Source organism: Bradyrhizobium sp. SBR1B (assembly GCF_014198205.1).
Classification (GTDB): Bacteria; Pseudomonadota; Alphaproteobacteria; order Rhizobiales; family Xanthobacteraceae; genus Bradyrhizobium.
This window is the reverse complement of record NZ_JACIHC010000002.1, coordinates 230,307-244,376: the sequence shown is the minus strand read 5'-3', so window position 1 is coordinate 244,376 and position 14,070 is coordinate 230,307. Positions and strand designations below refer to the sequence as shown.

Genomic DNA, 14,070 nt, shown 5'->3' with positions numbered 1-14,070 from the left:
GCTATTCGCCGGAGGGCAGGGGCGCGCTCAGGCACCGGCTGCAATGCTGGCGGGGTCGTCGACGTCGGCCGGCCGCCAGTCCATCGACACGAAGCCCGGCGCAGCTTCCACCCGCTTCAGCCAGTCGCGGATCGCCGGGAAGGCCTGGAGGTCGAAGTCGCAGCGGTCGGCGAGGTGGGTGTAGCCGTACAACGCGATGTCGGCGACCGTGAGCTGGCGCGCGGCGAAATAGGCGTTGGTCTTGAGGTGGTTCTCCATCACCTGGAGCGCGCCATAGCCGCGCTCCATCCAGTCCTCCAGCGAATGGGTCTGGAGGTCGCGCCCGCCCTTGACCAGCGACAGCCAGAAATAGGCGGCGCCGATGTTCGGCTCCAGCGCGTGCTGCTCGAAGAACATCCATTGCAGCGCCTCGGCGCGGTCGATGCGGTTCTCGGGCGCGAGCGGGGTGCCGACGGCGACGTACCAGAGGATGGCGTTGGACTCGGCGAGAAAGCGGTCGTCGCCGACCTCGAGCAGCGGCACCTGTCCCGACGGGTTCTTGGTCAGAAAGTCCGGCGTGCGGCTCTCGCCGCGCAGAATGTCCACCTCGATCGCTTCGTAGGGCACGTTGAGCAGCGCCAGCGCAAGGCGGACCTTGTAGCTGTTGCCCGAGCGTTGCATCGAATAGAGCTTGTACATTCTGAGAATGATTCCGGAAGACGGGGAGGCACTGCGCTCGTCGCCACGCGAGGCGGCTAAACAATGATGCCGATGCGAATCCGCCGCAAGGGCCGGCCAATAGAAAAACTCGAAATCCCTACCGCACTGCAGCGCTGCGGAAGATCATTTCCGCGCGACGATGCAAATCAGATCACGCTTGCGTCAGCATGCGCGCGCTTGGCTCGCGCGATTGTGCGCAGGGCGAGCGATTGGGGGAGAGCGCCGTCATCAATCCAGTGCGCCGGGCATCGACGTTCTTCGTGCCGGGGCGAGGCGTGGATGGCCGGGAAACAGGCGAGCAGAAGCGACGCCGTCGTTCGGACGGCTATGCCCGGCCATGACGGCGCTTCAGCACGCAACACGCAAAATTGCTCCGAGGACAAGCCTTCCGGGATATGAGCGATTCGCGCGGTAAAGTTGCGGAAAATTGCTGGAAATCGCGGCTTGAACCGCTCCAAATCCGTAAGTTTTTCCGAGATCGGGCCGAAGTTTCTTGCGGCGCAGCGGCACACGTTTTAGGGTATCTCATTCCCACAATCAGAGTCGTGAGGCCTAGGGCTTTTCGACGCTTGTCAGGAGATGACGATGTCCTTCCTTGCCGCTGCGCTCGACCGTGTGAAGCCGTCCGCGACCATCGCGGTCACGGATAAAGCACGCGCGCTGAAAGCGGCGGGCCGCAACGTCATCGGTCTCGGTGCCGGCGAGCCCGACTTCGACACGCCCGCCAACATCAAGCTGGCTGCGATCCGCGCCATCGAGGCCGGCAAGACCAAGTACACCGCGGTCGACGGCATTCCCGAGCTGAAGGAAGCCATCATCGCCAAGTTTCAGCGCGAGAACGGCGTTGCCTACAAGCCGAACCAGATCATCGTCGGCACCGGCGGCAAGCAGGTGCTGTACAACGCGCTGATGGCGACCATCAATCCGGGCGACGAGGTGATCATTCCCGCGCCGTACTGGGTCAGCTACCCCGAGATGGTGGCGCTCGCCGGCGGCGAGCCGGTGCCGGTGGTCTGCACCGCCGCGACCGGCTTCAAGCTCCAGGCCGAGGCGCTCGAGCGCGCGATCACGCCGAAGACCAAATGGGTGATCCTGTGCTCGCCGTCGAACCCGACGGGAGCCGCCTACACGCGTTCGGAACTGAAGGCCCTCACGGACGTGCTGGTGAAGCATCCCCATGTGTGGGTGATGACCGACGATATGTACGAGCATCTCGTCTATGACGACTTCCAGTTCACCACGGTCGCGCAGGTCGAGCCGAAACTTTACGATCGCACGCTCACCGTGAACGGCGTGTCGAAGGCCTATTGCATGACCGGCTGGCGCATCGGCTATGCCGGTGGCCCCGCGCAGCTGATCAAGGCGATGTCGACGATCCAGTCGCAGTCGACCTCGAACCCGTCCTCGATTGCGCAATGGGCCGCGGTGGAAGCTCTGAACGGTCCGCAGGACTTCATCCCCGCCAACAATAAGGTGTTCAAGGAGCGGCGCGACCTCGTCGTCTCCATGCTCAACCAGGCCAAGGGCATCGAATGCCCGCGTCCCGAAGGCGCCTTCTACGTCTATCCGTCCTGCGCCGGCACGATCGGCAAGACCGCGCCGTCCGGCAAGGTGATCGACAATGACGAGACCTTCGTCACCGAGCTCCTTGAGACCGAAGGCGTCGCGGTGGTGCAGGGTTCGGCCTTCGGCCTTGGCCCGGCCTTCCGCATCTCCTACGCGACCAAGACCTCGGATCTCGAAGACGCCTGCAAGCGCATCCAGCGCTTCTGCGGTAATTTGCGCTGATCGCGTCGCGATGAACGATCGGAAAGGCCCGCCTCGGCGGGCCTTTTTGTTGTTTGCACGCCAATCCCTCTGCACGATCTGGCCCGGCCACGCCTGTTGTGGCATAGACGCGCAAAGCGAGTGGGGCGCTCTCTGCTCGCATCCCTTCATCGCCGGAGATATTTTTATGCGCCGTTCGTTCATCTTCGCCGGGCTCGCCGCCGCCAGCCTCGTTGCCTCTAGCGTGGGCGGCAGTGCACAGCAGCGGATGGCGCGGGTGGGCGTGCTCGAATGCCGCGGCGGCGCCAGCGTCGGCTTCATCGTGGGATCGGTGACCCATCTCGGCTGCGTGCTGCGCGCCGACGGTCTGCCCGACGATCGTTACGTCGCGACCATCCGCAAAGTCGGTCTCGACATCGGCATCACCCAGGAGACGGCTTTGGCGTGGGGCGTGTTCGCGCCCGTCGACCGGCTCGGCCCCGGCGACCTCTCGGGCAATTATGCCGGCGCGCAGGGCAGCGCCTCGGTCGGTGTCGGCTTGGGCGGTAACGTGCTGGTCGGCGGCTCCAACAATTCGATCGCGCTCCAACCGCTCAGCGTGCAGGGACAGGTCGGCCTCAACATTGCCGCCGGCCTCGAGAGCCTGGAACTTCGTCCGGGCCGTTGACGCCCGACGACGGTGTTTGCTGCTTTCATCTCTCCTCGCCGGGGAGAGGTGGAACACGCGGCCGACAGCCGTACTCGCCGCGTTAAGACCTAATCCAGCCGACGACGCACCGCAGCGACGTTTGATGCTTGCCAAATCTCGGGGACGGGCAGAGCATCTGCGGTTGCCGACCCAATCATGGGCCGAGCTCCACACCAAGGAGGCGGCGAATGGGACAAGACGTCAGAAGTCCCCGAGGTCCACGGTGCATCGCGCTGGTGGGCCCTTTCCAAAGCGGTAAAACCACACTTCTCGAAGCAATACTGGCGCGAACGGGCGCAATCCCGCGTGCCGGCAGTGTCGACGCCGGAACTTCCGTCGGCGACGCTGCGCCCGAGGCCCGTCATCACAAGATGACCGTCGGGCTCACTGCCGCCACCACGAGTTTCATGGGCGACAGCTACATCTTCCTGGATTGTCCCGGTTCCGTCGAGTTTGCCCACGACATGCGCGCCGCGCTGCCTGCGGTCGATGCCGCGATCGTGGTCTGCGAGGCCGACGAGAAGAAGCTGCCGCAGCTTCAGATCATCCTGCGCGAGCTGGAGGAGCTGAAGATCCCGCGTTTCCTGTTCCTCAACAAGATCGACCGCGCGAGCCAGCGCATCCGCGAGTCGCTCGCAATGCTGCAGCCCGCCTCCCGCGTGCCGCTGGTGCTGCGCCAGATCCCGATCTGGAAGGACGAGCTGATCGAGGGCTTCGTCGATCTCGCGCTGGAACGCGCCTTCATCTATCGCGAGCACAAGGCCTCCGAGGTGGTCGCGCTAGAAGGCGGCAATCTCGACCGCGAGAAGGAAGCCCGCTTCTCGATGCTGGAGAAGCTCGCCGATCACGACGATGCGCTGATGGAGCAACTGCTCGAGGACATCCAGCCGCCGCGCGATGCCGTGTTCGACGATCTCGCCCGCGAATTGCGCGAGGGACTGATCTGCCCGGTGCTGCTGGGCGCTGCCGCGCGCGAGAACGGCGTGCTGCGTTTGATGAAGGCGCTGCGTCACGAGGCACCGGGCATTGCGGAGACCGCAAAACGTCTCGGTGTGCCCGAGACCAGGGACGCGCTCGGCTTCGTGTTCAAGACACTGCATTCGCAGCATGGCGGCAAACTGTCATTGACGCGGCTGCTCGCCGGCCATCTCGACGACGGCGCCACGCTGCAATCCGCTTCCGGAGGCGCGGGCCGCATCTCCGGCATCCTCGCCGTCAACGGCGCCTACGACACCAAGCGTGCCGCGGCCGAAGCCGGCGACACGGTGGCGCTCGCCAAGGTTGATCCGATCAAGACCGGCGACACGGTCTCGAGCGGCAAGACCCCGCCAGCGGCGCTCGCGGTCTCGGAGCCGACGCCGCCGGTGCTCGCGATCTCGGTTGCGGCCACCGACCGCAAGGACGACGTCAAGCTCGGCCAGGCGCTGACGCGGCTGCACGAGGAGGATCCCTCGCTCGTCATTGTGATGAACGCCCAGACCCACGACACCGTGCTGTGGGGACAGGGCGAGATGCACTTGCGCGTTGCCAGCGAGCGGCTGCGCGACCGCTTCGGCGTCAAGATCACCTCGCATCCACCCGCCATCGGTTATCAGGAGACCATCCGCAAGCCGATCGTCCAGCGCGGTCGCCACAAGAAGCAGTCCGGCGGCCACGGCCAGTTCGGCGACGTCGTGCTCGACATCAGGCCTTTGCCGCGCGGCGAGGGCTTCAAGTTCGCCGAGAAGGTTGTTGGGGGCGCGGTTCCGCGCAACTACATCGGCGCGGTGGAAGAAGGCGTCGTCGACGGATTGACGCGCGGTCCGCTCGGTTTCCCCGTCACCGATGTGCAGGTGACGCTGACCGACGGCTCCTATCACAGCGTCGACTCTTCAGATCTCGCCTTCCGCACGGCGGCGCGGATCGGACTCAACGAGGGCCTGCCGCATTGTCAGTCGGTGCTGCTGGAGCCGATCCACGTGGTCGAGATCGTCTGTCCGACCGACGCCACCGCCAAGATCAACGCGATCCTGTCGGCGCGGCGCGGCCAGATCCTCGGCTTCGACACGCGTGACGGTTGGAGCGGCTGGGACAGCGTCCGTGCCATGATGCCGGAAGCCGAGATCGGCGAACTGATCGTGGAGCTGCGCTCCGCCACCGCCGGCGCCGGCAGCTTCACCCGCACGTTCGACCACATGGCCGAAGTCACCGGCCGTGCCGCCGACCAGATCATCGCCGCGCATCAACACGCGGCGTGATCAAGCTGGCTTAGTCAGAGGCGCACGCTCTCGCACCCTCTCCCCGCTCTTCGCGGGGAGAGGGTGGGTGAGGGGCCGTCTCTACGCGTGCGGCGTTTCAAGTGATCGCGCCCCAACCGCAAAAGCGAAGCAATCCAGAGAGTCGTGCCGCGGCAGGATTCTGGATTGCTTCGTCGCAAGGGTCCTCGCAATTACGGCGGCGTAGCTGGGCAAGGGCAACCTCTTGCCTTCAGCCCGATATGATGTATTTTACATCATTGTACACGTCTCAGATATCATTTATAAGTGCTGGTAAGTGAGGCCAAGGTGATCACGTCGTTCCAGATGCGGGCAGCCCGCGCGCTGCTCGGCATTGACCAGAAAACCCTGGCCGAGCTCGCCGGCGTTTCGCTGCCGACCATCCAGCGGATGGAGGCCAGCACCGGTAATGTGCGTGGCGTGGTCGAGACCCTGATCAAGGTGGTCGAGGCGTTCGACCGGGCCGGCGTCGAGCTGATCGGCGAGCAGGTCCGCAGCGACAGCGGCGGGCGTGGCGTCCGCCTGAAGGAGCCCGGGCCGCCGCGCCGGGTGGGGGCTTGATCTTGCGGGTCTTGCCCGGAGCAGACTGAACCAACGCACCGTCGCGTCCGGATCGCGGCCGCACGATGCGGTGGAGCATTGTGGGGCAGCGGAGCATGAGCATCACAAGCGATCACGCAAGCCGGCTGCACCAGCTGCGTCAGCCGACTTTTGCCGAACTGTATCTGCCAAAGCTCGTCACCGTCTGGCGTGAAGGCTACGGCGTCGCGGACTTCCGCGCCGATGTCTTCGCGGGCCTGACGGTTGCGATCGTGGCGCTGCCGCTGTCGATGGCGATCGCGATCGCCTCGGGCGTGACGCCGGACCGCGGTCTCTACACCGCTGTCGTCGGCGGCTTCATCGCCTCGCTGCTCGGCGGCAGCCGGTTCCAGATCGGCGGACCCGCCGGCGCCTTCATCGTCCTGGTTGCAGCGACCGCGGAGCGTCACGGCGTTGACGGCGTCATCCTCGCCACCCTGATGGCGGGCGTGTTCCTGATCGCTGCGGGCCTGCTCCGGGTCGGCACCTACATCAAGTTCATTCCCTATCCGGTCACGGTCGGATTCACCGCCGGCATCGCCGTGATCATCTTCGCCAGCCAGCTCCGCGATCTCGGCGGGATCACGCTTGCGGGCAAGGAGCCCAGCGAGTTCGTTCCAAAGCTGGTCGCGCTCGCCGGCGGTCTCAACACCATCAATCCATCCGCCGTCGCGGTCGCGATCGTCAGCATCGCCATCATCGCGGCCTTGCGGATCTGGCGGCCGTCCTGGCCCGGCATCCTGATCGCGGTCGTGATCGCGGCCGTTGCGTGTGCCGTGCTGTCGCTGCCGGTGGAAACCATCGGGTCGCGCTTCGGCGGCATTCCGCGCGAATTGCCGTCACCGGCGCTGCCGGCGTTCTCGGTCGCGAAGGCGAGCGCCGTGCTGCCGGATGCGATCGCGTTCGCGCTGCTGGCCGCCATCGAATCGCTGCTGTCGGCGGTGGTGGCCGACGGCATGACCGGGCGCCGTCACCGCTCCAATTGCGAGCTGGTGGCGCAAGGCGCCGCCAATATCGGCTCGGCGCTGTTCGGCGGCATCTGCGTCACCGGCCTGATCGCGCGGACCGCGACTAACATTCGCGCCGGTGCGCGCGGGCCGCTGGCCGGAATGCTGCATTCCGTGTTTCTGCTGCTGTTCATGCTGATCGCGGCGCCGCTCGCAAGCTACATTCCGCTGGCGGCGCTCGCCTCGGTGCTGGTCGTGGTGGCCTGGACCATGGCGGAGAAGCACGAATTCGCCACGCTCCTGCGTTCGTCATGGGGCGACGCCGTCGTGCTGCTCGCGACCTTCCTGCTGACGATCTTCCGCGATCTCACCGAAGGCATCCTGGTCGGCTTTGCGCTCGGCGCCGTGCTGTTCATCCATCGCATGGCGGAGATGACGGGGATCGAGGAACGCTCGCCGCTGGTCGCCGGCGATCGTCCCGACGACGGCAATGGCGATCGCGTTCGCTACGATCCTGCGCTTGCGGTCGATCGCGACGTGCTGGTCTATCGCATCACCGGCGCGTTCTTCTTCGGCGCGGCCTCCGCCATCGGAGGCGTGCTCGACGAGGTCGCCGACAGGCGCAAGGCCTTCGTGGTCGATTTCGCCGCGGTGCCGTTCCTGGATTCGACGGCGGCCAACGTGCTGGGCCGCGTCGCCGCCAAGGCGCACCGCCAGGGCATCCGCCTGTTCATCACGGGGGCTTCGCCCGCTGTCCGCCGCGCGCTGCTCACCCATGGCGTGACGCCGCCGCGGGCGCGCTATCGCCAGAGCCTCGACCGCGCGATCGCCGACATCAAGGGCCGGGCGGCCGACGAGGCTGCGGCGGACTAGCGACGTCCGCACGCTTGACAGGCCCCACGGGACGCGAAATGGATCGCCTCGGAAACGACCCGAGGGAAAGATGACCGCGCCCAAAGCTCCTGCAGCCTGTCTGATCGGATGGCCGGCCGCGCATTCGCGCTCGCCGCTGATCCATCATTACTGGCTGCGCACGCTCGGCATTGCCGGCGGCTATGTCATCGAAGCGGTTCCGCCCGAGGATCTCAGGGATTTCGTGCTGCGGCTGTCGCTGCGCGGCTTCGTCGGCGCCAACGTCACCATCCCGCACAAGGAAGAGGTGCTGGCGCTGTCGGCGCCCGATGCGCGCGCCAAGGCCGTCGGCGCGGCGAACACGCTGTGGTTTGCCGACGGCGAGCTGCGCTCGACCAACACCGACGTCGAAGGTTTCATCGGCAATCTCGACGCCAGCGCGCCCGGTTGGGATGCCTCCGAGGAGGCGCTGGTGCTCGGCGCCGGCGGCTCCTCGCGGGCGGTCGTGTTCGGCCTGCTCGAGCGCGGGATCAAGCACATCCATCTTGCCAATCGCACCATCGCGCGGGCCGAGACGCTGGCAAGACAGTTCGGGCCGAACGTGCGTCCCGTGACGTGGGACGGGATCGACGACGTGCTGCCGCGCGCAAAACTTCTCGTGAACACGACCTCGCTCGGCATGCACGGCCAGCCCTCACTCGATGTTGATGTCGCGCGCCTGCCGCAGGCGGCGGTGGTCGCCGACCTCGTCTATGTCCCGCTGGTGACGCCGCTGCTCGCCGCCGCAACGGCGCGTGGCCTGAAGACGGCAGACGGGCTCGGCATGCTGCTGCACCAGGCGGTGCGCGGTTTCGAGCTGTGGTTCGGCCGGCGGCCGGAGGTCACGGCCGAGCTGCGGGCGCTGGTCGAGGCCGATCTCACAAAGACTTGAGAGAATAGCACGCGTCGTCCGGAGTTCTCCATTCCTGGGGGACAATCGGAGACCGTCATGTCTGTTCAACGTGCAACTTTCACACGTCCGCTGATCGCCGTCGCGATGGTGGCCGCTTCCACCCTCTATGCCTACGCGCAGAGGGCACCGGTGCCGACGCGCGTGCGCGGCACGATCGAAAGCGTCAATGGTGACACGATGCAGGTCAAGTCGCGCAGCGGTGAGGACGTCAAGCTACGCATCGCTCCCGACGTGAACGTCTCGGGGATTACCAAAATTTCACTCGCCGACATCAAGGTCGGCTCCTTCGTCGGCGCCACCACGGTGCCCGGACCGGACGGCGGCCAGAACGCGGTCGAGGTCCACGTGTTTCCGGAGAGCATGCGCGGCACCGGCGAGGGCTCGCGGCCCTATGACCTCAAGCCGAATTCGAGCATGACCAACGCCACGGTGTCGGAGAGCGTGGTCGGCAATGACGGCCATACGCTGCTGGTCAAGTACAAGGACGGCGAGAAGAAGGTGTTCGTCGCCGACAACACGCCGGTGGTGACCTTCGTGCCGAGCGACAAATCCGAGTTGAAGCCCGGAGCAAAGGTCATCGCCTTCATGAAGCAATTGCCCGACGGCTCGTTCGAGACCAACCGCGTCAGCGTCGGCCGCGACGGCCTGACGCCGCCGATGTGATGAGAAAACAAACGTAAGGTGGGCAAAGGCGCGTCAGCGCCGTGCCCACGTCTTCCTCACGTTGCGCACATTGGTGGGCACGCTTACGCTTTGCCCACCCTACGGCACCGCCGCTGCCGTCACATCGCGATGACATGATCGTCGATCTCGTCGATCCGGTTGACGCCGCACAGGCCCATGGTGGTGAGCAGCTCCTTCTGGATGATGTCGATCGCCTTGGCGACGCCGGCCTGGCCGCCGGCACCCAGGCCGTAGGCATAGGCGCGGCCGAGCATGCAGGACTTTGCGCCGAGCGCGAGCGCGCGCATCACGTCCTGGCCGGAGCGGATGCCGCCGTCGAACATGATCTCCATCCTGTCACCGACCGCATCGGCGATCTCGGGCAGCACCTCGATCGAGGACGGCGCACCGTCGAGCTGCCGGCCGCCATGGTTGGAGACGACGAGCGCCTGCGCGCCGGTCTTGGCGGCTTCCTCGGCGTCCTCGACGTCGAGGATGCCCTTGATGACGAGCTTGCCCGGCCAGATGCTGCGGACCCACTCGACGTCCTTCCAGTTCAGCGAGGTGTCGAACTGCGAGGCCGTCCATTCGGCGAGGCGATTGAGATCCTCGGTGTTCTTTACGTGGCCGGCGATGTTGCCGAAGGTGCGGCGCTTGCCCTGCAGCACGCCGGAGACCCAGCCGGGCTTGCTGGCGAAATCCAGCAGCTTCGACAGCGACCATTCGGGGGGCACCGTCATGCCGTTCTTGATGTCGGCGTGGCGCTGGCCGATCACCTGGAGGTCCACGGTGAGCACCAGCGCGCTGCACTTGGCCGCGATCGCGCGCTGGATCAATTCCTTGATGAAGCCGCGGTCCTTCATGACGTAGAGCTGGAACCAGAACGGCTTCTCGACATTGGCGGCGATGTCCTCGATCGAGCAGATCGACATGGTCGATTGCGTGAACGGGATACCGGCGGCCTGCGCGGCGCGGCAGGCATAAATTTCGCCGTCGCCATGCTGCATGCCGAGCAGGCCGACGGGCGCGAGTATCAGCGGCATGGTCGAGGGCTCGCCGAGGATCGTGGTCGAGGTGTCGCGCTTGGAGACGTCGACCAGGATGCGCTGGCGAAACTTGATCGCCTGCATATCCTCGCGGTTGGCGCGCAGCGTCTCCTCGGCATAGGAGCCGCGATCGCAATAGTCGAAGAACGCCTTCGGCACGCGGCGCTTATGCAGCGTGCGAAGATCGTCGATACAGGTGATATGTTTCATGATCGTTCCCCGGCCCGTCTTCTACCAAGAGTCTTGCATCGGAAGATTTCGGGGTCATCTAGCATGGTTGGATGCACAGCCAAATCCGTTTGCAGACCGTTTTGCAGGAGGGCGCCATGACGAAGCCGCACGCTGGACCTTCGCCGGAAGAGATCAAGGAGAAGCGTGATCTCGAGGAAGCCCTGGAAGAGGGTCTGGAAGAGACCTTTCCGGGCTCCGATCCCGTCAACGTCACCCAGCCGGCGCCGAGCCGCGGCGATGGCCACGTCAAGCGCAGCGATTAAATCGGGTTCCACCCCGACCGGCGCCATGGGTAGGAAATATAATGTTAACAAGACGTTGTCGGAGCGGCGGCGCCCCGGTTCCGTAATGATTCATCATATTTTTTGAAGCCAAGTTAGCCCCATAGGCATTATAAGACGTTTAGCAAATCAGGGATGCGGGTCCCGTTCGGGCAGCCCGTGGTTGTAGAGGGGATCCCCTGGTTGTTGCTCGGGGGACGATATGAGTCGCAAATATTTCGGGACGGACGGGATTCGGGGCCGCGCTAACGGACTGATCACGCCGGAGCTCGCGCTCAAGGTCGGCCAAGCCGCAGGCCTTGCGTTTCAGCGCGGTGATCACCGCCACCGGGTCGTGATCGGCAAGGACACCCGCCTGTCCGGCTACATGATCGAATACGCGATGGTCGCCGGCTTCACCTCGGTCGGCATGGACGTGCTGCTGGTCGGCCCGATGCCGACGCCGGCGGTTGCGATGCTGACCAAGTCGATGCGCGCCGATCTCGGCGTCATGATCTCGGCCTCGCACAATCTGTTCGAGGACAACGGCATCAAGCTGTTCGGCCCGCAGGGCTTCAAGCTGTCCGACGACGTCGAGCGGCAGATCGAGCAGCTGCTCGACGAGCCCATCGACAAGCGGCTGGCACAGAGCGCGAGCCTCGGCCGCGCCCGCCGCATCGACGGCGTGCATGACCGCTACATCGAATTCGCCAAGCGCACGCTGCCGCGCGACCTCTCGCTCGACGGCCTGCGCGTCGTGATCGATTGCGCCAACGGCGCCGCCTACAAGGTGGTGCCGGAAGCGCTGTGGGAGTTGGGCGCCGACGTTGTGCCGATCGGCGTCGAGCCCGACGGCTTCAACATCAACAAGGATTGCGGCTCGACCTCGCCGGAAGCACTGTCGCGGAAGGTGCGCGAGATGCGCGCCGACATCGGCATCGCGCTCGACGGCGACGCCGATCGCGTTATCCTGGTCGACGAGCGCGGTCATGTCGTCGACGGCGACCAGCTCCTGGCGGTGATCGCGCAGAGCTGGAAGGAAGACGGCCGCCTGTCGCGGCCCGGCATCGTCGCCACCGTGATGTCCAATCTCGGCCTCGAGCGTTTCCTGAAAGGGCAGGGGCTCGATCTGGTCCGCACGCCGGTCGGCGACCGCTACGTGCTCGAGCAGATGCTGAACGGCGGCTACAATCTTGGCGGCGAGCAGTCCGGCCACATCATCCTGTCCGACTATGCCACCACCGGCGACGGTTTTGTCGCTGCGCTGCAGGTGCTCGCGGTGGTGCAGAAGCTGCGCCGTCCCGTGTCGGAAGTCTGCCACCGCTTTGATCCGCTGCCGCAGATCCTCAAGAATGTCCGCCACAAGGGCGGCAAGCCGCTCGATGATTCCGACGTCAAGTCTGCGATCTCCGACGGCGAGAAACGGCTCAACGGCCACGGCCGTCTCCTGATCCGCTCCTCCGGCACCGAGCCGGTGATCCGCGTCATGGGCGAGGGCGAAGACCGCATCCTGGTCGAGGACGTCGTCGACACCATCGTCTTCGCGCTCGGCCAGGCGGCGGCCTGAGGTCCCAAGCACCCTGCCGTAGGGTGGCAAAGCGAAGCGTGCCCACGCTTCTGTGGCCGTATCGAAGGATCGTGGGCACGGCGCAAGGGCGCCTTCGCCCACCCTTTTCATGGCGAGATCCAGACCTTCATGGTGAGGAGCCCGTGAAAGCGGGCCTCTTGAACCATGCAGGTCGCGCTGCTCGCGGCAGAGCGCGCGCATTCCAGCCATTTGCGATTGGCGGTGGTTCCATCGCGCGTTGCATCGTACCTACGAGGTCGCGGCAATCTGCCGCGCCGGGATGCTGCATTGAACAAGCCTGTTGTCGTCTCAGAGGAAACGCTGACCGAGCCCGTCGTCGTCGCTGACGTGGCACCCGCCGCCAAAGCGGCCGGGCCGGCCTATGTCGTGCTCGCCGGCATCAGCTTCTCGCACTTCCTCAACGACACCATGCAGTCGCTGATCGCCTCGGTGTATCCGATCCTGAAGGACACCTACGCGCTCGACTTCGCGCAGATCGGCATGATCACGCTGGCCTTCCAGTTTACGGCCTCGCTGCTGCAGCCGGTGGTCGGACATTACACCGACAAAAAGGCGCAGCCTTATTCGCTGGCGGTCGGCATGGCCTCGACCTTCTTCGGCCTCCTGCTGCTCAGCGCCGCGCACCAATATCTCGTCATCCTCGTCGCCGCCGCGCTGGTCGGTCTCGGCTCGGCGGTGTTTCACCCCGAATCCGCGCGCATTGCGCGGCTCGCCTCCGGCGGCCGCTACGGTTTCGCGCAATCGGTGTTCCAACTCGGCGGCAGTTTCGGCACCTCGATGGGGCCGGTGCTGGCGGCGTCGATCGTGGTGCCGTTCGGGCAGGGCAGCATCGCCTGGTTCTCCTCAATCGCCTTCCTCGCGATCCTCATCCTCTGGCGCATCGGCCGCTGGTACGCGCCGCAGATCAAGGCGAAGAAGACAGCGGCGGTTCAGGCCCATCCCGACGCACCGAGCTCGCGCCGCGTCGCCGTCGCGCTGCTCGTGCTGGTCGCGCTGCTGTTCTCGAAACAGCTCTACGTCTCGAGCCTGTCGAGCTATTACATCTTCTACCTGATCGATCGGTTCGGCGTGTCGACGCAGGCAGCGCAGATCTATCTCTTCATCTTCCTCGCGGCTAACGCGGTCGGCGCGTTTCTGGGCGGTCCCTTGGGCGATCGCTTCGGCCGCAAGATCGTGATCTGGATCTCGATCCTGGGCGCGCTGCCGTTCACGCTGGCGCTGCCCTATGCCGGGCTCGTCGGCAGCGCGGTGCTGTCAGTCATCATCGGTCTGATCATCTCCTCGACGACGTCGTCGATCATCGTGTTCGCGCAGGAGCTGGTGCCGCACAGATTCGGCATGATCTCCGGCGTGTTCTTCGGCGTTGCGTTCGGCATCGGGGGCCTGGGCGCCGCCGTGCTCGGCAAGCTCGCCGACCACACCTCGATCGAGTTCGTCTACCAGGTCTGCGCCTACCTGCCGGCGATCGGCCTGCTTGCGGTGTTCCTGCCCAAGCTGCCGCGGCACGCGCGTTAACGGATTCTCTCCCGCTGCACTGCGGCTT

Annotated in this window: 12 protein-coding genes; 10 read left to right on the top strand and 2 right to left on the bottom strand. The window is 65.5% G+C overall.

The features are described from left to right. Positions 1-27: 27 nt before the first annotated feature. Positions 28-678, bottom strand: coding sequence for a glutathione S-transferase family protein (locus GGD61_RS05770; RefSeq protein ID WP_018318298.1), 651 nt, complete (start codon positions 676-678; stop codon positions 28-30). A 606-nt stretch (positions 679-1,284) separates the two neighbouring features. On the opposite strand from GGD61_RS05770, the gene GGD61_RS05765 reads away from it, so the two are divergent. The 7 genes from GGD61_RS05765 (at position 1,285) to GGD61_RS05735 (ending at position 9,402) form a co-directional block, all read left to right on the top strand. Further along, positions 1,285-2,487, top strand: a complete 1,203-nt coding sequence (locus GGD61_RS05765; protein WP_092255902.1) for a pyridoxal phosphate-dependent aminotransferase — start codon at positions 1,285-1,287, stop codon at positions 2,485-2,487. 166 nt (positions 2,488-2,653) lie between these two features. Beyond that, on the top strand, positions 2,654-3,133 hold the full coding sequence (locus GGD61_RS05760; protein WP_018318295.1) for a DUF992 domain-containing protein: 480 nt from the start codon (positions 2,654-2,656) through the stop codon (positions 3,131-3,133). A gap of 209 nt (positions 3,134-3,342) precedes the next feature. Next, a complete protein-coding gene (locus tag GGD61_RS05755; RefSeq protein WP_183230420.1) occupies positions 3,343-5,391 on the top strand; it encodes an elongation factor G in 2,049 nt (682 codons plus the stop codon). Positions 5,392-5,697: 306 nt separating this feature from the next. Further along, positions 5,698-5,970, top strand: a complete 273-nt coding sequence (locus tag GGD61_RS05750) for a helix-turn-helix domain-containing protein (protein WP_026201995.1) — start codon at positions 5,698-5,700, stop codon at positions 5,968-5,970. 95 nt (positions 5,971-6,065) lie between these two features. After that, positions 6,066-7,808 carry a SulP family inorganic anion transporter gene (locus tag GGD61_RS05745; RefSeq protein WP_092255004.1) on the top strand — a complete coding sequence of 581 codons (1,743 nt, stop codon included), beginning with the start codon at positions 6,066-6,068 and terminating at the stop codon, positions 7,806-7,808. A 70-nt stretch (positions 7,809-7,878) separates the two neighbouring features. Further along, on the top strand, positions 7,879-8,718 hold the full coding sequence (locus tag GGD61_RS05740) for a shikimate dehydrogenase (protein ID WP_092255001.1): 840 nt from the start codon (positions 7,879-7,881) through the stop codon (positions 8,716-8,718). A gap of 57 nt (positions 8,719-8,775) precedes the next feature. Further along, positions 8,776-9,402 (top strand): hypothetical protein, encoded by a 627-nt coding sequence (locus tag GGD61_RS05735; RefSeq protein ID WP_092254998.1) that lies wholly within the window; start codon positions 8,776-8,778, stop codon positions 9,400-9,402. A gap of 119 nt (positions 9,403-9,521) precedes the next feature. On the opposite strand, the gene GGD61_RS05730 is transcribed toward GGD61_RS05735, so the two are convergent. After that, a complete protein-coding gene (locus tag GGD61_RS05730) occupies positions 9,522-10,658 on the bottom strand; it encodes an alpha-hydroxy acid oxidase (protein WP_018318289.1) in 1,137 nt (378 codons plus the stop codon). Positions 10,659-10,774: 116 nt separating this feature from the next. Between GGD61_RS05730 and GGD61_RS05725 the strand changes: the two genes are divergently transcribed. The 3 genes from GGD61_RS05725 (at position 10,775) to GGD61_RS05715 (ending at position 14,042) form a co-directional block, all read left to right on the top strand. Continuing rightward, positions 10,775-10,942, top strand: a complete 168-nt coding sequence (locus GGD61_RS05725; protein WP_162832259.1) for a hypothetical protein — start codon at positions 10,775-10,777, stop codon at positions 10,940-10,942. 220 nt (positions 10,943-11,162) lie between these two features. Further along, the gene (glmM, locus tag GGD61_RS05720) at positions 11,163-12,506 is read left to right on the top strand and encodes a phosphoglucosamine mutase (RefSeq protein WP_028140521.1); all 1,344 of its coding nucleotides are present in this window, start codon (positions 11,163-11,165) and stop codon (positions 12,504-12,506) included. Between the two features lie 288 nt (positions 12,507-12,794). Continuing rightward, complete coding sequence (locus GGD61_RS05715; protein WP_177237055.1) at positions 12,795-14,042, top strand: MFS transporter; 1,248 nt, start codon at positions 12,795-12,797, stop codon at positions 14,040-14,042. The last annotated feature ends 28 nt before the right edge of the window (positions 14,043-14,070 follow it).